24 protein-coding genes are annotated in these 23,408 nt (G+C 60.4%); 5 read left to right on the top strand and 19 right to left on the bottom strand.

What is annotated here, in order from left to right:
• The first annotated feature begins 3 nt into the window (after positions 1-3).
• Complete coding sequence (locus OUY36_RS07290; protein ID WP_063541376.1) at positions 4-1,293, top strand: M18 family aminopeptidase; 1,290 nt, start codon at positions 4-6, stop codon at positions 1,291-1,293.
• Between the two features lie 49 nt (positions 1,294-1,342).
• Here OUY36_RS07290 and OUY36_RS07285 read toward each other — a convergent pair whose 3' ends face one another.
• Positions 1,343-2,305, bottom strand: a complete 963-nt coding sequence (locus OUY36_RS07285) for an NAD(P)H-quinone oxidoreductase (RefSeq protein WP_200594920.1) — start codon at positions 2,303-2,305, stop codon at positions 1,343-1,345.
• Between the two features lie 175 nt (positions 2,306-2,480).
• Here OUY36_RS07285 and OUY36_RS07280 point away from each other — a divergent pair, with 175 nt between their 5' ends.
• Both OUY36_RS07280 and OUY36_RS07275 read left to right on the top strand, forming a co-directional pair.
• Positions 2,481-4,568 (top strand): carboxy terminal-processing peptidase, encoded by a 2,088-nt coding sequence (locus OUY36_RS07280; RefSeq protein ID WP_230725868.1) that lies wholly within the window; start codon positions 2,481-2,483, stop codon positions 4,566-4,568.
• Positions 4,569-4,661: 93 nt separating this feature from the next.
• Entirely contained in the window at positions 4,662-6,455 is a 1,794-nt protein-coding gene (locus OUY36_RS07275) for a bifunctional diguanylate cyclase/phosphodiesterase (RefSeq protein ID WP_267932445.1), read from the top strand.
• Here OUY36_RS07275 and OUY36_RS07270 read toward each other — a convergent pair.
• The 18 genes from OUY36_RS07270 to OUY36_RS07185 form a co-directional block, all read right to left on the bottom strand.
• A complete protein-coding gene (locus tag OUY36_RS07270; protein ID WP_110779012.1) occupies positions 6,422-6,889 on the bottom strand; it encodes a tetratricopeptide repeat protein in 468 nt (155 codons plus the stop codon). The genes OUY36_RS07275 and OUY36_RS07270 overlap by 34 nt on opposite strands.
• Before the next feature lie 2 nt (positions 6,890-6,891).
• Positions 6,892-7,269: a hypothetical protein gene (locus OUY36_RS07265; protein ID WP_063541372.1), complete on the bottom strand. Its 378-nt coding sequence runs from the start codon at positions 7,267-7,269 to the stop codon at positions 6,892-6,894.
• Positions 7,266-7,592: a helix-turn-helix domain-containing protein gene (locus OUY36_RS07260; protein ID WP_063541371.1), complete on the bottom strand. Its 327-nt coding sequence runs from the start codon at positions 7,590-7,592 to the stop codon at positions 7,266-7,268. Before OUY36_RS07260 ends, OUY36_RS07265 begins: the two co-directional genes overlap by 4 nt.
• Positions 7,593-7,746: 154 nt before the next feature.
• Complete coding sequence (locus OUY36_RS07255) at positions 7,747-8,193, bottom strand: YkvA family protein (RefSeq protein WP_063541370.1); 447 nt, start codon at positions 8,191-8,193, stop codon at positions 7,747-7,749.
• Between the two features lie 373 nt (positions 8,194-8,566).
• Positions 8,567-8,881 carry a ComEA family DNA-binding protein gene (locus tag OUY36_RS07250; protein ID WP_063541489.1) on the bottom strand — a complete coding sequence of 105 codons (315 nt, stop codon included), beginning with the start codon at positions 8,879-8,881 and terminating at the stop codon, positions 8,567-8,569.
• A gap of 123 nt (positions 8,882-9,004) precedes the next feature.
• A complete protein-coding gene (flgL, locus tag OUY36_RS07245) occupies positions 9,005-10,234 on the bottom strand; it encodes a flagellar hook-associated protein FlgL (protein ID WP_267937365.1) in 1,230 nt (409 codons plus the stop codon).
• Positions 10,235-10,245: 11 nt separating this feature from the next.
• Positions 10,246-12,264, bottom strand: a complete 2,019-nt coding sequence (flgK, locus tag OUY36_RS07240) for a flagellar hook-associated protein FlgK (RefSeq protein WP_267937363.1) — start codon at positions 12,262-12,264, stop codon at positions 10,246-10,248.
• 3 nt (positions 12,265-12,267) lie between these two features.
• Positions 12,268-13,446, bottom strand: a complete 1,179-nt coding sequence (gene flgJ, locus OUY36_RS07235) for a flagellar assembly peptidoglycan hydrolase FlgJ (RefSeq protein ID WP_267937361.1) — start codon at positions 13,444-13,446, stop codon at positions 12,268-12,270.
• Positions 13,447-13,456: 10 nt separating this feature from the next.
• On the bottom strand, positions 13,457-14,557 hold the full coding sequence (locus OUY36_RS07230; protein ID WP_156244624.1) for a flagellar basal body P-ring protein FlgI: 1,101 nt from the start codon (positions 14,555-14,557) through the stop codon (positions 13,457-13,459).
• An 11-nt stretch (positions 14,558-14,568) separates the two neighbouring features.
• Positions 14,569-15,279: a flagellar basal body L-ring protein FlgH gene (flgH, locus tag OUY36_RS07225; protein ID WP_102840775.1), complete on the bottom strand. Its 711-nt coding sequence runs from the start codon at positions 15,277-15,279 to the stop codon at positions 14,569-14,571.
• Positions 15,280-15,360: 81 nt separating this feature from the next.
• Positions 15,361-16,146 (bottom strand): flagellar basal-body rod protein FlgG, encoded by a 786-nt coding sequence (gene flgG, locus OUY36_RS07220; RefSeq protein WP_013982233.1) that lies wholly within the window; start codon positions 16,144-16,146, stop codon positions 15,361-15,363.
• Positions 16,147-16,181: 35 nt separating this feature from the next.
• Complete coding sequence (gene flgF / locus OUY36_RS07215) at positions 16,182-16,922, bottom strand: flagellar basal-body rod protein FlgF (protein ID WP_102840774.1); 741 nt, start codon at positions 16,920-16,922, stop codon at positions 16,182-16,184.
• A 197-nt stretch (positions 16,923-17,119) separates the two neighbouring features.
• On the bottom strand, positions 17,120-18,532 hold the full coding sequence (gene flgE, locus OUY36_RS07210; RefSeq protein WP_110777730.1) for a flagellar hook protein FlgE: 1,413 nt from the start codon (positions 18,530-18,532) through the stop codon (positions 17,120-17,122).
• 30 nt (positions 18,533-18,562) lie between these two features.
• Entirely contained in the window at positions 18,563-19,246 is a 684-nt protein-coding gene (gene flgD, locus OUY36_RS07205; protein WP_063541364.1) for a flagellar hook assembly protein FlgD, read from the bottom strand.
• Positions 19,247-19,264: 18 nt separating this feature from the next.
• A complete protein-coding gene (gene flgC, locus OUY36_RS07200) occupies positions 19,265-19,708 on the bottom strand; it encodes a flagellar basal body rod protein FlgC (protein ID WP_063541363.1) in 444 nt (147 codons plus the stop codon).
• A gap of 11 nt (positions 19,709-19,719) precedes the next feature.
• Positions 19,720-20,124, bottom strand: coding sequence for a flagellar basal body rod protein FlgB (flgB, locus tag OUY36_RS07195; RefSeq protein ID WP_102840772.1), 405 nt, complete (start codon positions 20,122-20,124; stop codon positions 19,720-19,722).
• A gap of 195 nt (positions 20,125-20,319) precedes the next feature.
• Complete coding sequence (gene cheR / locus OUY36_RS07190) at positions 20,320-21,147, bottom strand: protein-glutamate O-methyltransferase CheR (RefSeq protein WP_156244626.1); 828 nt, start codon at positions 21,145-21,147, stop codon at positions 20,320-20,322.
• Positions 21,148-21,179: 32 nt separating this feature from the next.
• Positions 21,180-22,112, bottom strand: coding sequence for a chemotaxis protein CheV (locus OUY36_RS07185; RefSeq protein WP_200594902.1), 933 nt, complete (start codon positions 22,110-22,112; stop codon positions 21,180-21,182).
• A 91-nt stretch (positions 22,113-22,203) separates the two neighbouring features.
• Between OUY36_RS07185 and flgA the strand changes: the two genes are divergently transcribed.
• Both flgA and flgM read left to right on the top strand, forming a co-directional pair.
• A complete protein-coding gene (gene flgA, locus OUY36_RS07180) occupies positions 22,204-22,947 on the top strand; it encodes a flagellar basal body P-ring formation chaperone FlgA (protein ID WP_267937357.1) in 744 nt (247 codons plus the stop codon).
• 112 nt (positions 22,948-23,059) lie between these two features.
• The gene (flgM, locus tag OUY36_RS07175; protein WP_102840769.1) at positions 23,060-23,386 is read left to right on the top strand and encodes a flagellar biosynthesis anti-sigma factor FlgM; all 327 of its coding nucleotides are present in this window, start codon (positions 23,060-23,062) and stop codon (positions 23,384-23,386) included.
• Positions 23,387-23,408: the final 22 nt, after the last annotated feature.

Raw genomic sequence — 23,408 nt, 5'->3', positions numbered from 1 at the left:
GAAATGCGCAAAGCTCTCAACCAAGGCCTGATCGAGTACCTCCAGGCATCGCCCACCCCTTTCCATGCCACCCAGAATCTCGCCCAGGCGCTGCAGGCGGCCGGCTACCGTGCGCTGGATGAGCGCGAGGTCTGGCACACCGAACCCGGTGGACGCTACTACGTCACGCGTAACGATTCGGCCATCGTGGCGTTTCAGCTGGGCAGTAAATCGCTGGTCGAGCACGGCCTGCGTCTGGTCGGAGCCCACACCGACAGCCCCTGCCTGCGCGTGAAGCCACAGCCGGAGCTGCAGCGCCAGGGTTTCTGGCAAGTCGGAGTCGAAGTCTATGGCGGCGCCCTGCTCGCCCCCTGGTTCGACCGCGATCTGTCCCTGGCCGGACGGGTGACCTACAGCCGGGATGGGCGCATCGAGAGCCAGCTGATCGATTTCAAGCTGCCGATCGCGACGATCCCGAACCTGGCGATTCACCTCAACCGGGAAGCCAATCAGGGTTGGGCGATCAACGCGCAGAACGAACTACCGCCGATCCTCGCGCAGATCGCAAGCCAGGAAAGCCCGGACTTCCGCGCACTGCTCGCCGATCAGCTCGGCCGTGAGCATGGGCTGGTCGCCGATGTTGTGCTGGATTTCGAACTGAGTTTCTACGACACCCAGAGCGCGGCGGTCATCGGCCTGCATGGAGATTTCATCGCGGGGGCACGGCTGGACAACCTGCTGTCGTGCTTCGCCGGTTTGCAGGCCCTGCTCGCGGCCGAGCGCGAACATACCTGCGTGCTGGTCTGCACCGACCACGAGGAAGTCGGCTCCACCTCTATGTGCGGCGCGGACGGTCCGTTCCTGGAGCAGGTACTGCGTCGCCTGCTACCGGACGAGGACGACTTCCAGCGTGCGGTCAGCCATTCGCTGCTGATCTCCGCGGACAACGCCCACGCCGTTCACCCGAACTATGCCGACAAGCACGACGGCAATCACGGGCCGAAGCTCAACGCCGGCCCGGTGATCAAGGTGAACAACAACCAGCGCTACGCCACCAGCAGCGAAACCGCCGGGTTCTTCCGTCATCTCTGTCTGGAAAACGAAGTGCCGGTACAGAGCTTCGTCACTCGCAGCGACATGGGCTGCGGCTCGACGATCGGCCCGATCACCGCCAGCCAGCTGGGCGTGCGCACCGTCGACATCGGCCTGCCGACCTTCGCCATGCATTCGATTCGCGAGCTCGCAGGAAGCCAGGACCTGGCGCACCTGGTCAAGGTGCTGACCGCTTTCTTTGCGAGCAGCCAGCTGCCTTGAGCCTTCCCGGCCAGGCCCGCGATCACCGCGAGCCTGCCGGCGCGCCCGGTCAGGAAAGCGCGCTGTCGATCACCAGGGCCAGCTTGCCGGACACGGTATTGCTGGCCAGCGCGTCGAACGCGGCCTCGACATCGCCGATGGCGAAGGTTCGCTCCAGGCGCGGCGACAGCTTGCCCTGGGTGAACAGCGGCCAGACCTTCTCTTCCATCTCCGCCAGCAAGCCGGCCTTGTAGTCGGCGTCGCGGCTGCGCAGGGTGGAGCCGATCAGCTGGATACGCTTGGCCAGTAGTCCGGCCAGATCCATCTCGGCCTTGCGCCCGCCCATCAGGCCGATCATCACCCAGCGTCCATCCATCGCCAGCAGCTGCATGTTCAGCGCGGCGTATTTGGCGCCGACCGGATCGAGGATCATGTCGAACGGGCCGAAGTCACGCAACGCCTCCAGCGAATCACCACGCAGCACGCCGCCTTGCGCGCCCAGGGACTCGCAGTAGGCCAGACGCTCGGCCGAGCCGACGCTGACCCAGCAGGGATTGCCGAATGCCTTGCACAGCTGGATAGCCGCCGAGCCGACACCACTGGCGCCGGCATGCAGCAGTACCTTGTCCCCAGCCAGCAACGCGCCGAGGCGATAGAGATTGAGCCAGGCGGTGGCGTACACCTCCGGAACCGCGGCCGCTTCGTGCAGCGACATGCCTTCCGGCACCGGCAGCACGTGGCGGGCATCAACGACCACCTCTTCGGCCATGCCACCGCCGGCCAGCAGGGTGCAGACGCGATCACCTACCTTCCAGCGACTGCGTCCGTTAACCTCGGCGATCACGCCGGCACACTCCAGCCCGAGTATGTCGGTCACACCTGCAGGCGGTGGGTAATGTCCGGCACGCTGCAGCAGGTCGGCCCGGTTCAGCCCAGCGGCGGCCACGCGAATGCGCACCTCGCCCTCGCTGCAGGTCGGGGCTGGTCGCTCGGCCCACTCCAGATGACCCTCGATACCTTGCAATGCCTTCATGCTGCCTCCATAGTGGTTCTTATCTATGCCCACCCGACCGATCACTCGCTGGCCTTCTTTTGACCACCTGTACCATCGGGCTCGTGCTTTCCACCGCCGGACGGAAAACCGAACCGGCGCTTACTGTAGATGGCCTAATATGCGTTATTCCCTTGCCTCACGTCGCCCCCACGCCATGAAACGTACGTTGACCTGCACCGTTCTCGCGGTTCTCTTCGGCCTTCAAGCATCCCTGGCAATGGCCAAAGCGGTCAGTACGCCAGAGAGCTGGGAGTACTTGCAACCCGACCGCGACCAGGTGATCGCCAGCCTGAACGTCGTCGAGTTGCTCAAGCGCCACCACTACAACAAGCCACCGCTGAACGATGCACGCTCGGCGAAGATTTTTGACAGCTACATCCAGATGCTCGATCCATCGCGTAGCTACTTCCTGGCATCCGACCTCGAGGAATTCGGCAAGTGGCGCAACCAGTTCGATGACTTTCTCAAAGGCGGCAATCTCGAGCCAGGATTCACGATCTACAAGCGCCATCTCGAGCGCCTGCAGAATCGTCTGAACTACGCGCTTAGCCTGCTCGACAAGGGCGTCGACCACTTCGACTTCACCATCGACGAGGAGCTGCTAGTCGATCGAGAGAAGGCCGCCTGGGCCAAGGATGCGGCCGCGCTCGACGACCTCTGGCGCAAGCGGGTCAAGGATGAAGTGCTGCGCCTGAAGATCGCCGGCAAAGAGCCCAAGGCTATCGAGGAACTGCTGACCAAGCGCTACAAGAATCAGCTAGCGCGTCTCAACCAGACGCGCGGTGAAGACGTGTTCCAGACCTACATCAACGCCTTCGCCCAATCCTATGATCCGCACACGCAGTACCTATCGCCGGACAACGCCGAGAATTTCGACATCAACATGAGCCTGTCGCTGGAAGGCATCGGCGCGGTGCTGCAAAGCGACAATGAACACGTCAAGATCGTACGCCTGGTGCCGGCCGGCCCGGCAGAAAAGAGCAAGCAGCTTGCCCCAGCCGACAAGATCATCGGCGTCGCTCAGGGCGAAGACGAGATGATCGATGTCATCGGCTGGCGGCTGGATGAGGTGGTCAAGCTGATCCGTGGTCCGAAGGGCTCGGTCGTCCGCCTGGAGGTGATTCCGGCGAGCAACGCTCCGAACGATCAGAACAGCAAGGTCGTCGCCATTACTCGTGAGGCGGTGAAGCTCGAAGAACAGGCAGCGAAGAAGTCGGTGCTGAACCTCGCGCATCAGGGCCAGAACTTCAAGCTCGGCGTGATCGAGATTCCGGCGTTCTACCTCGACTTCAAGGCGCTGCGTGCCGGAGATCAGAATTACAAGAGCACGACGCGCGATGTGAAGAAGTTGCTGTCCGAACTGGAAGCGGAAAAGGTCGACGGCGTGGTGATCGACTTGCGCAACAACGGCGGCGGCTCGCTGCAAGAAGCCACTGAACTCACCGGCCTGTTCATCGACCAGGGTCCCACGGTGCTGGTGCGCAACAGCGACGGGCGTGTCGACGTGCTGGCCGACGAGCAGACCGGCGCATTCTACAAAGGACCGTTGGCCGTGCTGGTGAATCGCCTGTCGGCATCTGCATCCGAGATTTTCGCCGGCGCCATGCAGGACTATCACCGCGCACTGATTCTCGGCGGTCAGACGTTCGGCAAGGGCACCGTGCAAACCATCCAGCCGCTGAACCATGGCGAACTGAAGCTCACCCTGGCCAAGTTCTACCGCGTATCCGGGCAGAGCACGCAGCATCAGGGGGTAATCCCGGACATCGCCTATCCAGCCGATGTCGACACCAAGGAAATTGGAGAAAGTGCACTGCCGGAAGCGCTGCCATGGGACAGCATTCGTGCGGCGATCAACCCGGAAATGAATCCGTTCAAGCCGTTCCTCGCCGAGCTCAAGGCGCGCCATGAAGCACGTACCGGAGAGAATCCGGACTTCGTCTTTACCCGCGACCGCCTTGCATTAGCGCAAGAGCTAATGCACGAAACCACTGTCAGCCTCAACGAGGAAAAGCGTCGCGCGCAGCAGGCGGATATCGAAAAGCGTCAGCTGGCCTTGGAAAATGCGCTGCGTCTGGCCAAGGGCGAAGAGCCACTGGCCAAGCTGGAAAGCGAAGACGAAAACACAGCGCCACATGACGACATGGACAAACCCAAGCCCGAGGACGACGCCTACCTTTCCGAAAGCGGGCGCATCCTGCTCGACTATCTCGGCCTGAGTTCGGCCATGGCCAAGCACTGACCAACAGCCTCGATGTCATCAAACTGACATGACGCAAGCGTGAAATGAAAGGGCCACCATCGTGGCCCTTCTTTTTTCCATCCAGAGAACGCCATGACAGTCACCGAGCAGTTGAGCACGCTGGGACATATCCTTGCTCACGGGGACATCACCACCCTTTTTCAGCCGATCGTTTCGCTCTCGGAACGGCGCATTCTTGGTTATGAGGCGCTCAGCCGCGGCCCTTCCAACGGTCCGCTGCATTCGCCTATCAACCTGCTCACCACCGCGCGCCATGCCGGGCGGCTGAATGAGCTGGAAATGACCTGCCGGGAAACGGCCTGCCGACGCTACAGCCAGGGAGCGCTGCGCGGCAAACTCTTCCTCAACGCATCACCAGAAACTTTGCTCGAAGCCAGTCACAAGCCTGGACGTACGCTCGAACTGCTACAGACTTACGGCATCCCGGCGGACAAGGTTGTCATCGAGCTGACCGAACAGGCCCCCGCCGATGATCTCGAACTGCTGGACAAGGCGCTTCATCACTATCGCTCGATGGGCTTCAGCATCGCCCTGGACGACCTTGGCGCAGGCTACTCCAGCTTGCGGCTGTGGTCTCAGCTGCGCCCCGACTACGTGAAGATCGATCGTTATTTCATCGACGGCATCCACCTCGACCCGGTGAAACGCGAATTCGTCGAGTCGATTCTGAAGATCGCCCGCGCCGCGCGCGCTCAGGTCATCGCCGAGGGCATCGAGCTTCGTGAGGAGCTGACCGTGCTGGCCAGCATGGGTATCGACCTGGTACAGGGCTATCTGCTCGGCCGTCCGCAGGAGCTGCCGGCCCAGGACATCGAAGAAGTCCTGCCCTCGGCGGACGCGCAACACACAGGCTTCAGCGACGAGACCTGCGACCTGTCCGCCCTGCTTATGCGCCAGCCTGCCATGTCAGCGGAGCGGCCGGTGGCCGAATTGCTCGAGGCCTTTCGTCTCCAGCCCAGTCTGAATTCCATCGCAGTGCTGGATGATGAAGCCCGGCCGGTAGGTATCGTGCATCGCAATCTCATCTCGGATGCTCTGCTCAAACCATTCGCGACCGAGCTGCTTGCCCGCAAGCCGGTCAGCCGCCTGATGAGTACCGATTTCCTTGCCGTGGAACTTGGGCAGTCCTTGCAACAAGTCAGCCGGCTGCTCACCAGCCGAGCCCGCCAACGCATCGAGGAAGACTTCGTCATCACCCAGGCCGGGCGTTACCACGGCCTGGGCCGAGTGATTGACGTGCTGAGGCTGATAACCGAACTGAAGATCCGACAGGCAAGGCATGCCAATCCACTGACGCTGCTGCCCGGCAACGTTCCGATCCAGCAGTCGCTGACACGCCTGCTGCTGCAACGTCGGCCAGCGCTGGTCTGCTATGTGGATATCGACAACTTCAAGCCGTTCAACGACCTTTACGGGTATGCGAAGGGCGACGAGGTACTTCTTTGTCTGGCTCAATGCCTGAATGAGCGGATCGACCGCCGGCTGGACTTCGTTGGCCACATTGGCGGTGACGATTTCATGCTGGTGCTCGGCGGCGACGACTGGGAACACCGCATCGAGCAGCTACAGCGGGACTTCCAGTGCCGCAGCGAGGCTTACTACAAACGTGAGCATGTCGCAGAGGGCTTCTTTACAGCCACAAGTCGCGATGGCCAGGAGCAGCGCTATGCCCTGCCAACCCTGTCGATCGGTGTCGTCAAGGTAAGGCCCGAATGTACCGACCATCTGGATGCCGGCAGGCTTGCAGCGCTGGCATCGGAGGCCAAGCGCCACGCGAAGAAGATCAGTGGGCCGAGCTATCACCTCATCGACACGGCAGCATTGGCGGGCAGTCATAGCCCCAGCTGTGCGGCCCTGGTCTTATAGCGATCAGCTTCCATCGGGTCGGCGGTTAAGCCATGCCCCCCGGCCCGGTAGAGCTGTTCGAGTCTTACCGCAGCCAGCGGATGCCCTGCCTCGGCCGCCTGCTTCCACCAGCGCGCAGCCTCGCTGCCATCAGGGCCATGAGACGCGTCTTCGCTCAGGCTGATGACCCCCATCTGGTAGGCGGCCTTTACGTCACCGGCCTTTGCGGCCAGGCGTAACAAGCGTACCCCTTCCTGCTTGGCACCGAAGCCTCGTCCACGAAAATAGAGGATGTGCCCATAGAAACTCTGCGCTCCCACGTCACCCAGCGACGCCATACGGGCGAACTGCCCTTCCATCCAGCGCCAGAGCTTGGGCTGCTGTACGGCTTTGCGCGAGACCATCAGTTTGCGAGCCGTGAAGTAGCCAAGCCTTGCGCGTAGCTTCCACAACAGCATCAGGGAACCTCCGGATAGTCGAATTCAAACACCCGGGCCACTTCGCCTGCATGCCAGGAGGCGGCGGCAGAGCCATCGGCGGGTCCGTTAAAGCGTCCTAGCCGTGCGGCACATTCGAAAAAGCCGGTTCGCGGAAGGCGGCTCGCCCCCTGGCTGATGACCAGTGCGCTGCGCAACGGACGCTCCGATCGCGCATCGAGCGCGGCCAGATACTCCAGCGCGGCGGTTAGCGTCTGCATCGCTGGGGTCGGCAACTGGAGCCGCTCGACCAGGGCGCGATAAGTCACCAGATGGCGCTGCTGACGTGCATCATCCAGCTCGTCGAGCAATGCCTGCCAATGCTGCCGGCTGATGGATACGGTGGCACTCTGGCTCAAGCGTCATCCTCCCAGCCAGCGATTTCCAACGCCCTGGCCAACGCTCGCCGAATCGCTCCACCCGGCTCGCGCTCGCCAGCTTCAATCAGATCCAGATAGGCCGGGCTGATACCGACCGCTCGGGCCAGAAGCTCTACGCTCATGCCCTTGGCCTCTCGCAGTGCGGTCAGCCGGCTGAGAGAGGGCGCCTGTTCGGGACCGGAGGTTTGACCGGAATCAGCCGGCGCGCGTGCACCGACTGCCTTCAGAAGCGCCTGATATTCGTCCCAAGGCAGTACGGCATACTCCGGCGAGCCGTCGCGCATGATGACCTGAACATTCATCCGTTTTCCCCAGGCTTGTGCAATCAGAGGCGGAATCTTAACAGCCTGCGGAGCTGGTTGAAGCTACCCTGCCGGTGCTCTAGGCGGTGAATCGGGATCAATGCCGCAATTGCATGGTCGCTACCGACCAGCGGGCCGCTTGCAGACAGCGACCTTAGCGCACCGCATGATCTGCTCGGGACTCATCCAGGCTCGGCAGGCGGTCCATCTCTGCCTGATGCGCGGGCGTCTGCGCCTGTTTCCAGCTACGGAACGCATCCAGCTCGGTTGACCACTTGCGCATGATCCAGCCCAGTACCGCCAGGTCGTCGATGAAGCCGAGGCCCGGCAGCCAGTCGGGAATGGCATCAATAGGTGTAATGAAATAGAGCAGCCCTGCCACCACAGCTACCAGCGCCTGCGGACTGACGGCTCGGTATTCGCCGCGCCACCACGCCACGCAGAGCGCCTGAAACAGCTTCAGGTCTTCACGAAGCCCCTTCACCAGGCCCCGCCGCGATGATTTGCGGGCCACGGCGAGCAAAAGCGCAGGTATTTTGCCCGCCCTGATCAAGCGTTGCGCGAGCGGGAAGTAACGCATCAGATTCCAGGGAGCCTTCATATGCTTCGCCTCCAACCTGCGTCATCCCTGACGTTCAGGACGTTATCCACCGAACCTGTGGATAACCTTGTGAACAGTTTATGGATGACTGCCGCAAAAGCCCTATCTACGGGGGCATCAGACAGATCGGTGTTTTTTTACCCAACGAACCAAAGTATTGAAAATCAATGACTTAGCACAAAGCGAAGGGAAGTTGGGAATAAGAGGCAGCGAACCTTGAGCAGCCTATTACGAATGTGCATAACCACCAGTTGTCAATGGCTGCATGCACACTTTGACTGACGACTGAGTAGAGCGTTCGGCCTTAAGAGTGTCGGCCGCACGGCAGGGAAACGGAAGGCCAACCTGGATAGCCGGCCCTCCGATGTCTCGCTTATTGAAGACTGAGCTGGCTGCGGATCTTTTCCAGAGTTGCAGAGCCGATGCCGTTCACTTCAAGCAGCTCGTCGACCGAACTGAACGGTCCATGTTCATCGCGATAGGCGACGATGGCCCGCGCCTTGGTGGCACCGATACCTTTGAGTTCACGGTCCAGCGTCTCCGCATCGGCGCTGTTCAGATTCACCGGCGCCTGAACGGCGACGGCCTGCTCCTGCTCAACGGGGGACGATTGGGTTGCGGCATAACTGCAAAAAGTGGCGCTGGAGAGGGCGGCGAAGGCAGCCGCAGCAAGAAAAGCTTTGCGCATGTTCATATCCTTATGAAATTTGAAGTGGCTATGCGGGACTTCCTGCTCCGCGCCAACCAATCTAGCCACCCCACAGACGATGTCAAAACCAAGCCGCGTTTATGCGAACCTCGTCAAAACTATTCAGCGCATGGCGTTGAACAGATTCAGGCCGCTGATTTTTACGTAGCTCTGCTGCGCAGCCTCGAGGATCACTGTCTGGAAAGACAAACGCGAAAGCGCCTCGGCGTAGTCCAACTCACGCAGCTCGGCCTGAACGGACTTGTTCACCAGGGTGACGTCCTCGTTGTCGGTCTGAGTCGTCTCGATGACGTTCAGGCGAGCACCGATGTTGCCGCGAGCCGCATCGACGCTGATCATGCCGTGGTCGAGATTGGTCAGGGCTACGGCGACTGAGTCACGGACCCCACCACTGCCTGTAGTAGGCTCTTCCAGAGCAGAGCGAAGATTGGCGATGGTATCGAGAATGCCTTGCTTTTCCGCGACCGGCACTTTGCCTTGAACCAGAATCTCGGAGCCAGTCGGCGGCTGCCCCCCGACAAACAGCGTTACGCCGCCGTACACAAGTTTGTCATCGCTATCATTGTCGTTATCCAGATTGCTTGTGCCGAGCGAAACCTCCGCCCCACCGTCCTTAGGCATGCCGAATACTTCGTACTTGCCTTCCACAACCGGATCGAAGGCTATTCGGATTCCCCGATAGTTGGAGAACGCAACCTCATCACTAACCAAAGGTGACGAAACAGGAAAACCGAGACTATTCGGATCATCTACCTCGAGGCGTCCCGCATTGGTCACATTTTCGAAAATCGATTTGCCGTTGTCGCTGATCGCAATATTCAGGGAGCTGGCAATCTGCAGCTTCCGCTGGCCCTCGTCGCCCTGGTAGCTGTAGCTGCCTTTTCCGTCGCGCACGAACGGCTGCGTCTTGCCCTGAAAACCGGAGAATAGGTACTCGCCGCGCGCATTGCGGGTGTTCATCAGGGACAGCAGCTCGTCTTCACGCTCGGTCAACTCGGCTGCAATAGACTTGCGGTCTTCAGCGCTCAGACCTCCATTGCCCGCCTGCACGGCGAGCTCCCGCACGCGCTGCAGCACTGTGTTCACCGAATTGAGCGTGACCTCCTCCTGAGTGAGGCTGTTCTTAGCCGCCGTCAGGTTGGCGTTGTACTGACCCAGCACATTCTGCTGCTGCTCCAGTTGCAGCAGACGCACGGACGCGACCGGATCATCCGCTGGCGTGAGAATGCGGTTGCCAGTGCTGATCTGCTCCTGGGTGCGGGTCGCGTTGGCGTAATTACGCTGCAGACCGGCGACGCCGTTATTGAACGCTTGCAGGGTGGAAATGCGCATGGGCGGGCCTATTACCTGAAGGAGCTGATCAATGTATCGAACAAGGAACGGGCAACTTGAATGATCTGGGCCGAGGCGTTGTAGTACTGCTCGAACTTGATCAGATTCGCCGCCTCTTCATCCAGGTTCACTGCCGACAGCGAGTCGCGGTTGTCAGTGGCCTGCTTGAGGATCGAGCCCGTCGCCTCACTGTCCATTCGTGCCTGGGCCGTCAGCGTGCCGACTCGCTCGACCAGTTCGCCGTAACCGTCGGTGAAGCTGAACCCCGAGCCATTCACAGCAGCGTCGACGCCAACAGTCTGCTTTGTCTGCAGATCGACCAGCTTCAATGCATTGCGGTTATCCGAGACGCCACTCTGGTTGTAGTTGAACGTGAAGGTATCGTTGGTTGAGGGTCTGCCGCTGACAGTGAGTTCGAAACTGTACTGCTGCTGGTTCGGCGCGGTTCCAGTGGTCAGCGTCAGGTTCAACGTATTGGTCTGTCCCGCCGTGATGGTGGCAGGCGAAAGCGTAAGCCCGGCAGGCGCTGGAGTGGGAAGAGTCAATCCAGTGCCGTCATAGGTCAGCGTCAAGCCTTCGAAGGCAGCCGTCAGCGCAGCCGGATCGATCGGCGATGGTGCAGACAGCAGATTCGGCTGCCCAATCACACCCGTCCCGCTATTCTGCAGTGTGCTTTGCGCGCGTACCGGCGCCGCGAACGCCAGTTGATCGGCCTGATCCAGCGTCGCCCGGATGTCGGACGCACCCCGGCGGGTTGGCTGGAGACTGAACTTGTCGCCAGCCGCCGGCGCCGGACTGCCGAGCACAATCTGGAAGCCCTGGCTCTTGTTGTCCTTGTCAGTAATCGACAACGTGCCAGGCGGTACGCTGTCCGTAACGGTCATCAGCTGGTTGTCGCTCAGGCGCCTTACCTTGTAGCTGCTACCGTCGTATTCCATCAGATAGTCGCTGGTGGTCAGCAAGCTGGTATCGGTGATGTTCATTACCGGCTGTGCGTTGCTGTTACCGGCAAAGGCGTTAACCCGCAGCTTGCCTAGCGCTTCGGTGTTGTAGTCGCCGAACAATGCCGTACCGACCTGCCCCTTCAGATCGAGCCCCTGCCCGAGCTGCGTGTTGATCTGATCGCTAACCGCCAGCGCCAGACGGCCCAGCGAGTTCATGGTCGAATCCAGCACTTCCTCGCGATAGCGGATCAGGCCGCCCAGCTCGCCACCGGTAATCTGAGAGGTGACGCCCTGTCGGGATCCGCCGCTCACGAACTGGACCTCATGACGGTTGGGGTCGCCCTGTCCCGGGACCACCTCGAGCCGCGCCGCCGCGCTGCCAACCACCAGTGGCTGACCACTGCCGATGAAGATGTTGAAGCTACTGTCGTCCTGCGGCACCACCGTCACGCCGATATAGCCAGACAACTGGCGGACCGCTTGATCGCGCGCGTCGAGCAGGTCGTTCGGCTGCTTGCCGTTGGCTGCAGCAACCGCAATCGCCTCGTTGAGACTACCGATGCTGCCGGCCAGACGATTGACCTGGTCGGTGACGGCGGCCATCTGCTTGTTGGTGAAATTGTTCTGCTCGGAGAGCCGGTCGTAGACCGTATTGAAGCGCCGCGCCAAACCTTCGGCCTCGGCCAGCACCAACTGGCGCGCCGGAATGTTTGCCGGGTCTTCAGCCGCCGTCTGCAAGGCGGAGAAGAACTTCTGCAGCGAGGGCGTGATGCCGGTGGTGGTGCCAGCGAGCAGCGAGTCGAGCTGGTCGATCTGGCTCTTGTACGCCTCGACGTCGCGGTTCAGCGATGTGCTGCTGCGCAGTTGGCTGGTCAGGAACTCGCTGTAGGAGCGCCGCACGTCGACCAGCGATGTGCCCGAACCGATGTAACCGGCACCGCTGAACTGCGGCGAACGGGTCGCCTGGGACGCATCCTGACGGCTGTAGCCAGGCGTGTTGACGTTGGTGATGTTGTGGCCGGTGATGGACAGCTGGGTCTTGCTGGCGGCCAGGCCGGACAGGCCAATACTCAATAGGTCAGCCATGATTTAGCCTCTGGTCCGCATGGCGGGCACCGAATTCGCATCGGCGACGGTTTGATAGGTCTGCATCTTGCGCGCGATCTGACTGATCTTGCGTGCGTACTGGGGGTCGGTGGCGTAGCCGGCCTTTTGCAGCTCCTTGACGAAGCGCTCCGAATCGCCGGTATTGCTCGCCACTTGAATGGCGGTGCGATAACGATCGTTGTTTTCCAGCAGGCTGACGAAATCATCGAAGCTCTGCTCGAACGAATCGTAGGCACGGAAGCCTGCCTTCTCGCGGGTCGCCTTGCCGTTGACGTATTCGGTGGTCGTTACGGTGGCGGAGGCACCTTTCCAGCCGGTTGCCTTGATACCAAACAGGTTGTGGCTGTTGCTGCCATCGGCCTGGCGGATCATGGATTTGCCCCAGCCGGTTTCCAGCGCGGCTTGCGCGACCAGGAATCGCGGCTCGATACCCAGGCGTTCGGCAGCCTTCTCGGCCATCGGCAGCATGGTGGTTATGAACTCTTCGGAAGAACTGAAGCGCGTCTTGCTCGGTGAACTGGGCGCGCTCTTCTCTACGCCATTGACCGTCAACGGCCGGTCTTTCGGCGGAACGAACGCCGTGGCGGGCTTCCAGTCGACATTGACCAGCGGCTGCACGCCTTCGCCGGTTGTCGTCGGGGCGGTAGCCGATACGTTGGCCAGCTGGCGATCGCTCGCCTTGCCCGGCAGCGCCAGCCGACGCTGATTGAGCAGGCGCGAATCATCCCGGCCGGTTTCGACCGCGGCAGCCGCTGCCGGCTTGCTCGGCCAGGCCGTGCCTTCGGTCCGGGCCACCTGGGCAAACGGGTTGTTGCGCGTCACCGTCTCGGTCTGCTTGCTCAACTGGCGCACCAGCACGTCCGCCAGCCCGATGCCGCCGCCCTCCTTCGAGAGGCTGACCGACAGCTGCTGGTCGTACATGTCCTGGTATTGCTTGGTCGCCTGGCTGTTCAGCGGGTTGTCCTTGGCCAGCACTTCGGTAGCCGAGCGCATCGACTTGAGCATCTCGTTCAGAAACAACGACTCGAATTCCTGCGCAACCTTGCGCACGTTCTCCTCACCATCGCGGTCCTTGCCGACCTTGAGCTGGCTGAGGCGATTGAGATCGTTGTAGCTGCCGCTGTCGAGGGCGCGCGCCCCGCTGCCGAGTCGGTTTTCCATGTCGCTTTCCTTAGATCACGATCAGATCGGCTTGCAGCGCGCCAGCCTGCTTCAGGGCTTCCAGAATGGCCATCAGGTCGCTGGGCGCAGCACCCACCTGATTCACCGCCCGGACGATCTCATCCAGCGTGGTGCCCGGGCCGAACTTGAACATCGGTTTGGCTTCTTCTTCGGCTTTCACCTTCGAGTTGGGTACCACCACGGTCTGCCCATCGGAGAACGGCTCGGGCTGGCTTACCTGCGGGTCTTCGGTAATGGTGACCGTCAGGCTGCCGTGGGTAACCGCGGCCGGCTGGACCCGCACGTTCTGGCCGATAACGATGGTACCTGTACGCGAGTTGATGATGACCTTGGCCACCGCCTGGCCGACCTCGACCTCAAGATTCTCCAGAATCGACAGGTAATCTACCCGCTGACTCGGATCCAGCGGCGCAGTCACGCTGATCGAGCCGCCATCCAGGGCCTGAGCCACGCCCGGGCCGAGCAGGTCATTGATCTGGTCGACAATGTTCTTGGCCGTGGTGAAATCCGGACGGTTGAGGTTCAGCGTCAGCGTGTTGCCCTGATTGAAGCCGCTCGGCACGGGTCGCTCGACCGTCGCGCCCCCCGGGATACGGCCCGCTGACGGCGAGTTGACGGTGATCCGCGAGCCGTCGGCACCACCGGCATCGAAGCCGCCCACCACCAGGTTGCCCTGGGCGATGGCATAGACGTTGCCATCGATCCCCTTGAGTGGCGCCATCAGCAGGCTGCCGCCGCGCAGGCTCTTGGCGTTGCCGATCGACGAGACGGTGATGTCGATGGTCTGGCCCGGCTTGGCGAACGGCGGCAGCTCGGCATGAATCGACACCGCGGCGACGTTCTTCAGCTGGATATTGCCACCAGCCGGCACCTTGATGCCGAACTGCGCCAGCATGTTGTTGAAGGTCTGCACCGTGAATGGCGTCTGGGTGGTCTGGTCACCGCTGCCGTTCAGGCCGACGACCAGGCCGTAGCCGATCAGCTGGTTGCTGCGCACGCCGTGAATGGTCGCGACATCCTTCAGCCGTTCGGCATGAGCTGACGCACCGATGGCGAGCAATCCGAGAAAGACGATGGCTTTTCTAATCATCTTCATGCCCTTCAGAACGGCCAAAGCGGGCTAACGAAGAAACGGCTCAGCCATCCCGGCTGGCTCGCATCAGCAAAAGCACCGGTGCCCGAGTAAGTGATGCGTGCATCAGCCACGCGCGTCGAGGAAACAGTGTTATCGGTAGAGATATCATCCGAACGCACAAGGCCGGCGATACGTACCAGCTCGTCGCCGGTATTGAGGGTCAGCCACTTCTCGCCGCGTACGGCCAGAATGCCATTGGGCAGCACTTCGGAAACGGTCACAGTGATCGAACCGGACAGGCTGTTGCTCTGCCCAGCCTGGCCGGCGCCATTGGTCGAGCTGGAACCGCCAAACTGCGTATCCAACGAAAGCGGACCGCCGTCACGGAGGAGCCCCGCAGCAGGGTTATTCACGCTCACCGCATTGCCCAGGAGCGATGTAAGGCCCATTTCCACATTACTGTCTTTGGAAATCTTCGAGCTGGCATTTTTGCTCGCCTGGGTACGCTCATTGAGGGTGATCGTGATGATGTCCCCTACGCGAAATGCCTTGCGGTCGTCGTAGAGATTGGTCTCGAAGCCCGCCTGGTAGATCGCACCATTGTTCTGTGCTGCCGGCAGCGGCGTACGCGGCAACACCGGCGCGTAGTACGGATCGTTCGGTTTAGGCGCAGGAGCGACACATCCGGCCAGCGCCAGGGCGGAGGATAGCGAGACAACAATCAGCAAACGGCTCATAAACACCTCAAGCCATGACAGGCCATCGAAACTACAACGGGCAGCGCTGGTGCCTACCCGCAAACAACGGCAAACCCGCGATCAGAGCTGCTGCGTGACGAACGACAGCATCTGGTCAGCGGTGGAAATGACCTTGGAATTCATCTCGTAGGCACGTTGCGTGGTGATCATGTTCACCAGCTCCTCGACTACGCTGACGTTGGAATTTTCCAAAGTGTTCTGCAGCACGGTGCCCAGGCCGTTGAGCCCCGGCGTGCTGACCTGCGGTGCGCCGCTCGCAGCAGTCTCCAGGAACAGGTTGCTGCCCATGGCCTGCAGACCCGCCGGGTTGATGAAATCGGCGGTCTGGATGTTGCCGATGATCTGCGGCTGCGGATTACCCACGGTGGTCACCGACACGGTACCGTCTTCACCGACGGTGAAAGTCTGGGTTTCCGGCGGAACAACGATGGCGGGCTCCAGCGCATAGCCATTGGAGGTCACCAACTGGCCGTCCGAACTCAGATGGAAGCTACCGTCGCGGGTGTAGGAAACAGTGCCATCGGGTAGCAATACCTGAAAGAAACCACGTCCATTGATGGCCATGTCCAGCGGTTGCTCGGTGGTCTGCAGGCTGCCGGTGGTAAAAATTTTCTGCGTGCCGGTCACTCGCACACCGGTACCCAGCTGCAGGCCGGACGGCAACTCGCTGTCCTGACTGGACTGACCACCGGGCTGGCGGCGAATCTGATAGAGCAGGTCCTGAAACTCGGCACGGTCCTTCTTGAAGCCGGTGGTGGACACGTTGGCCAGGTTGTTGGAAATGGTCGTCAGGTTCATGTCCTGAGCGGACAGACCGGTCTTGCTGACCCAAAGTGCTGGAAGCATGAGCTTTCTCCTCGTGCGCCGCTGGCGCCACGCTATTAGCTGAGTTGCAGTACGCGCGCCATGGCAGCCGCATCATCTTCGGCGGTGCGCATCATCTTTACGTGCAGTTCGAACTGGCGAGACAAGGCCAGGATGGACGTCATCTCGGCTACCGCGTTGACGTTGCTGGTTTCCAGGAATCCAGATACCACCCGAACGTTGGCATCGGCCTCGACGGGCTGACCGTCCTTCAGCCGAATCAGGCCATCGGTGCCCTTCTCCAGCTGCTGCGGATCGGGATTGACCAGCTTTATCCGGTCCACCGTGACCACGATGTTCGGGTTCTCCCCCAGAGCGCGGATGCTGATGGTGCCGTCCTGGCCGACGTCGACCTTTTCCTCTGGAGGAATTGCGATCGGCCCGCCATTGCCAAGTACAGGCAAACCATCGGCCGTACGCAGCATGCCCAGTACGTCAATATTCAGGCTACCGGTCCTGACATATGCTTCGCTGCCATCCGGAGCCTGGACGGCAATCCAGCCCTCGCCTTCGACAGCGAGATCCAGATCGCGCCCGGTCTCTTGGAGCGTCCCCGACGTGAAATCGGTGCCTGGGCGCTCCGACATTGCATAAACCCGCGCTGGATGGCTGTCACCAAAAACCTGCATCGAGCGCGCCTGCTCAAAATCCCGGCGAAACCCGGTTGTGGAAATATTCGCCAGATTGTTGGCATGAGCCTGCTGGGCCCGCGCATTCTGGCTGGCACCGGTCATGGCCACGTAGAGCATCTTGTCCATCGGCTTCTCCGAGACGCGAGTTTGACACTAGCGATTCTGTTGTGAACGAAAATGCAAGGCGCATGCCACCCCCACAAACTGACCATAACCTGCTGATCACAAAGAAAGTTTTACAAACGAAAAAGGCCCTCACGGGCCTTTTTCGTTATTAGCGGCGGAATACTGCCGTCAGCGGCAATTATTCGTTGCCGCTGTCATCAGCGCAGATTGATGATGGTTTGCGTCACCGCGCTTTCGGTTTCGATAGTCTTGGCGTTGGCCTGATAGTTGCGCTGAGCCACGATCAGGTTGACCAGCTGATCAGACAACTCGACGTTCGAGTCTTCCAGCGCACCGGCCTGTAGCGCACCCAGCGTACCCGAGCCAGGCGTGCCGACCACCGGCTCGCCGGATTCGAACGACTGCACCCACTGCGTCTTGCCGACCGGAGTCAAGCCTTGGACGTTGGCGAAGTTGGCCAGAATGATCTGCCCTTGCACCTTGGACTGACCATTGGTGTAACGAGCAAAGATCACACCGGTATCGTCGATTTCCAGGCCGGCCAGCTCACCGGTGGTATAGCCATCCTGCGCGACATTGTTGACGGCAAAAGCACTGGCGTACTGCGACGACTTGGAAAAGTCGAGGACGATTCCATCTGGGTTGGCGAGCGCGCCGTTGGCCGCCCAGGTAGCAGGCGTCGCACCGTTCGATATGGCCGGTATCCAGCCTCCGGATGGCGGATTGCCTGTGGCCGAGTTCAGCGTCACCTTCAGGTCCGGCGATACGCTGAAGAGCGTGGAGCCACCGTTGTCGACCGACGTCAACGCACCGGACGAGTCGAAGGCAAGACCCATGACGTAGGGCTGCGGCGGCTCTTGGGCAGGGTCGGCCGGATTACGCCCATCGATGAGGACCTTCATGTCCCAGGTATTCGCACTCGTCTTGACGAAGTACTGTGTCATGACGTGCGCATTGCCTTGGGAGTCGTAGATATTCAGCGAGGTGGAGCTGTTATAGGTGGTTGGGTCGGTGGGATTGAACGTCGCGCCGGCGGCGGCCAGCGCCAGATTCGCGTCGCCGGTGTTCGCCAGCTCGGCATCGTAGGTAGCCTGCCAGGTCGCCGGCGATTTCTGCGTCGAATTCAGGTTGAACGCCGTATCGATCTGACTGGTGGCCTTCGGCGCCTGATTGGTCGTCTGCACCTGCAGATTACCCACAACGCCATTCTGCAGATTGCCGTTACCGTCGACCGGGAAGCCCTGCAGCTTGTAGCCAAAATTGTCGACCAGAAAACCCTCGCGGTCGGTACCGAAGTAACCGGCGCGGGTGTAGCTCACCGCACCGTTGTTGCTGACCTGGAAAAAGCCGTTGCCATTGATTGCCAGGTCGAGTGCATTCTGGGTGTAGTTGATGTTGCCCTGATTGAACTGCTGCGAGATGTTGGACATCAGCACACCGCTGCCCTGCGGGTTCTTGCCGGTGCCCAACACTGAAGCCGCGTAGACGTCGGAGAACTCCGCGCGCGACTGCTTGAAGCCCACGGTACCGGCGTTGGCGATGTTGTTACCGGTGACGTTGAGATCCTTGCTCGCAGCACGAAGACCGCTAAGACCGATATTGAAGGACATGGAATCGCTCCTTTGCCGAGGTGCCGGCGGTTATTGTCCGATGATCTGGACCTGGGAGAGGCCGATGCTGCCGATACCGGCAAGGTTGAGCATCAGCTCCCCGCCGTTCTGCCCAAGCGTCACGCTGTCGACGTTCGCCGGCAGCAAGGTGTAAAGCCCTTTGGTTTCGCCTTGATAGGTAGCCTGCGCCTCGAAGCGATAGGTACCGGGCGGCAAGACATTGCCGCTGGAGTCCTTGCCGTCCCACATGAAGGACACGTTGCCGGCTTCCTGCTGCCCCATGTTCACGCGCCCGACCGAAGCACCGGTGCTGTCATAGATATTGACGAAAACGTTGCTACTGGAGGTCGGCAACACCAGGCTGGCCTTGAAGGTCTCGCTGGTATCGACCACAGCCTTGTCACTCGGCACGATGACTTTTCGGCCTACCAGCGACGAGGCCTGCAGCGCCTGAGACGACTGGTAGCCAGACAGGATTGTCTGCATGCTCGAGTTGAGCTTCTCGACGCCTTCCACGGTGCTGAACTGCGCTAGCTGACCAATGAATTCGCCGTTTTCCTGAGGCTCCAACGGGTTCTGGTTGTTCATCTGGGCGACCAACAACTCAAGGAACTCGTTCTTGCCAAGCTCGTTGCCTTTGGCTTCGCGGTTTTCACCAAATTGGTACTGATCCAGTATCGAGCCGGTACCACCGACGCCGTTCGTAGTGCTCATAGTGCGCTCTCGTAACTATCACTGACCCAGCGTCAGCACTTTCTGCAACATGGTCTTGGCTGTGTTCATAAGTTCGGCGTTGGTCTGGAAAGCGCGACTGGCCGAAATCATGTCAGCCATCTCTTCCACCACATTGACGTTCGGGTAATAGACATACCCGCTTTCGTCGGCGGCTGGATGATTGGGCTCGTAACGGGCCTGCAACTCGCTCTGGTCCTCGACCACGCCCAGCACTTGAACGCCAACCCCGGCCTGGTCCTGGCCGGCGAACAGCGACTGGTCGGGCTGGCCGTTGGCCTGCTGCAAGACAGTGGCGAATACCGGATGGCGTGCCCGGTAAGTCTGATCGACGCTTGACGAAACGGTCTCGGCGTTGGCGATGTTGCTGGAAATGGTGTTCAGGCGAGTGCTCTGTGCACTCATGCCGCTACCGGCAATATTGAAAACGCTGCTAAGAGACATGAGGTACTCCTTTATTCGCCGCGCAGGGCATTCATCAGCCCTTTGAACTTGCTATTGAGCAGGGTGAAGCTCGCCTGGAAATCCACGGCATTCTTCGCATAGTTGGATTGCTCGATCTGCAGATCGACGGTGTTCTGGTCGAGCGAGGGATGTGCCGGCGTACGAAAGCGCAACGAGGCATCGGCGATCTCCACACCTTCGGCGGCGATGTGCTTTTCGCTGGTTCGGGTAACGCCGAAGCTGCCCTGGCTACGCGCCGCCTGTTCGGCAAGCACGCTACCGAAGTCGAGATCACGGGCTTTGTAATTGGGGGTATCGGCGTTAGCGATATTGTTGGCCAGCACCTCGGCACGCTGCGAGCGAAAGCCCAACGCCTTCTCGTGAATGCCCAATGCCTTGTCGAAACTGATGCTCATTGATCTGCCCTCTGTCGGGTACAGTCTGCTTGCGCACACAGCAGCAAGTGTCGTGCCAGACGCATCAAGAGCTTGATTTACAAGGATATAAAGGAAGAAAGCCGAGCCTTCGGCGTCAAAAGCGGCAAGGGCTTACCGCCTTTTTGCCGCGTTTGGAGCACAGACGCGACAGTTTTCTGCCGCTCTCTGGAACGATCACTTGGCCTTGTAGATGATGCCCGGACTGCACTGCACCATCTGGTACAGCTCCGGAAGACCATTAAGGGCCTCGGATGCACCGAGGAAGAGATAGCCTCCAGGGCGTAACGTGGCATGAATACGCTTGAGGATGTCTTTCTTCACATCCGCGGAGAAGTAGATCAAGACGTTACGGCAAAAAACGATGTCGAACTTACCTAGAGCCGCGTAGCTGTCGAGCAGGTTCTGGACGCGAAACTCGACGCGCGAGCGGATCGCAGGCTTCACCGCCCAACGGCCCGGCGCCTTGACATCGAAATATCGCTGCAGACGCTCGCTCGATAGGCCCCGGGCAATTGCAAGGCTGTCATATTCGGCAGCCTTACAGGCAGCAAGCATGGCACCGGACAGTTCGGTCGCAACGATCTGCACCCCAGTTTTTGGCTGGCTCGGATTGCCGCGCTCATACTCGTCGATGGCCATGGACAGCGAATACGGCTCCTGCCCCGAGGAGCATGCGGCGGACCAGATTCGCAGCCGCTGGCCGGACGCGCCTTTCAACATTTCGGGCAAAACCCGTGACTTGAGCACTTCGAACGGATAGGTATCGCGGAACCATAGCGTTTCGTTGGTCGTCATCGCATCGACCACCAACTCGCGCAGCCCGCTGCGCGGCTGCGCCTGAATCTTCCTGACCAGGTCACCAAGCGTCTTGATGCCCTGCTGCTCCATCAGCTTGTTCAGGCGACTGGACACCAAATACTGCTTGTTGCTGCCCAGCAGGATGCCGCACGTCTTTTCAAGGAATACCCGGAACTGCTCGAAATCCAGATCGACTGACACCAATAAAGCCTCACCATCATGTAGAGGACCCAGCCTCAGTTTGCATCCGCCTGCCTGATCCGATCAGCCACCCGGGCTGCAAGATCGTCAGGCTGGAACTTGGCGAGAAAGTCATCCGCGCCCGCCCGCTTCACCATGTTCTGGTTGAACACACCGGAAAGCGAAGTATGCAGCAGTATATGCATACCGTGCATGCGCGGATCGTGCCGCACCTCGGTAGTCAGGGTATAGCCATCCATTTCCGGCATTTCAATATCGGAAATCATCATTAGGAATTCTTCAGCTGGGTTCTTGCCCTCATCCGCCATCCGCTTCAGATAATTGAGGGCCTCGCGCCCGTCGTTCAACTTGATGACTTCGACCCCAAGGTTCTCCAGGCATCGCGTGATCTGCTTACGCGCCACCGACGAGTCATCGACGATCAGAACGCGGCAGGAGAGCGCCTTATTCCGGGTATCCTCATCCACGACATTAGGCGAAATCTCCTCAGAGGTCGGCGCCACCTCGGCCAGTACCTTTTCCACGTCGATGATTTCGACCAGTTTGTTGTCGATGTGCGTAACGGCAGTCAGGTAGTGATTTCGCCCCGCGCCCTTGGGTGGAGGCAAGATGGCCTCCCAGTTCAGGTTGACGATTCGCTCGACCGAACGCACCAGAAACCCGAGCGTGCGGTTGTTGTACTCGGTAATCACCGCAAAGGAATTTTGCACGTCCATCAGCGCGGATTTGCCGGTAGCGAGAGACAGATCGAGTATCGGCAAGGTACTACCGCGAATGCTCGCCACGCCGCGCACCACCCGTCCACACTTGGGCATGACGGTCAACCGAGGACACTGCAGCACCTCTCGGACCTTGAACACGTTGATCCCATACAACTGCTCGCCCTCCAGGCGAAACAGCAGCAACTCAAGGCGATTCTGACCCACCAACTGGGTACGCTGGTTAACCGAATCCAATACACCGGCCATGCCAGTCTTCCTCTCTGCGTGCAGATTATCGGGGCTGGCGACCTTAAAGTGACGGCACGCCCCTTGCTTTGTTTGGGATATGAACGTCCATATGACCATTTTCCGGCGCGATAGCCAGATACTGCGAAAAAGCGCAGCGGTGCTCGTTGCGCTGTGCGCGATAGGGCAGCTTGCCCATGCGTCAACCATGTCACATTCCAAACAGCTTATCGACGTGACTGAACAGTTTCTTGAGGGTTCAGTGGTCGACTATTTAAGCCGCACTGACATCCAGGCGCGCCATGAAGTCGAGGTGAGCCGACTCGACCCGCGCCTGCGACTAAACCAGTGCGATCAGCCACTGACAGCAAGCCTGACCAGTACGAGCGCCCCCATCGGCCGCGTCACCGTGCGGGTAAGCTGCCAGGGCAGCAGTCCGTGGTCGGTTTTCGTCCCGGCACAGGTAAGACTGTATCGGCATGTCATCGTGGCCAGCAAATCACTGCTGCGGGATACGGTACTGAGCGAAAGCGACGTCAGCATCGCGGAGCGAGACGTCTCGAACCTTAGCCAGGGCTATCTGACCCGGCTCGATGAAGTGCTGGGCACCAAGCTAACTCGGCCGGTGCAGCCCGACCAGGTGATCGCACCCAACCAGATTGAGCTGGCGAAGGCCGTGCGCAAGGGCGACCATGTCGTCATCACGGCGAGATCCGGCACGATCAGCGTGCGCATGCCCGGTGAAGCCATGGCTGACGGTGTTCCGGGCAAACAGATTCCGGTAAAGAACCGCCGTTCCGGCCGCACGGTAAAGGCTCGGGTAGTCGCACCCGGTCAGGTCGAAGTTGCGATGTAGATGAGGCCGCGGCAGGTAGCTTTTCCGTGTGCCCCAGAGAAAAAAACGCTAAAGTTCTGTCCATTGTTGCCGAACACATGGCAAGCGTCCTGATTCCTTCGAGGTTTGCATCATGGTCATCGACTTCAATCGACCCAACAGCCCACTGAATGCCCCTACCGGGCGTAACAGTGTGCAAAGCAACGAGCGCGCGGCCGCTCCGCAACAGGAGACGACCGGCGAGGCAAGCAAAACCGCTGGCACCAACACTGCCGGTGATACCGTGCAACTGAGCCCCGAAGCTCAGCGCCTGCAGCAAGCGGCCGACAAATTGAACGATCAGCCTGCGGTCGATCAGGAGCGTGTGGCCAAACTCAGGCAAGCGATTGCCGATGGCTCCTACCAGGTCGACAGTGCACGCGTGGCAGCCAAGCTCCTGGCGTTCGAAACGCAACGCTAAGCCCGGGCCCATTTTTCATACG

Origin of the sequence: Stutzerimonas sp. R40042 (assembly GCF_026642215.1) — a bacterium.
GTDB lineage: Bacteria > Pseudomonadota > Gammaproteobacteria > Pseudomonadales > Pseudomonadaceae > Stutzerimonas > Stutzerimonas frequens.
This window is presented reverse-complemented; position numbering and strand designations above follow the sequence as displayed.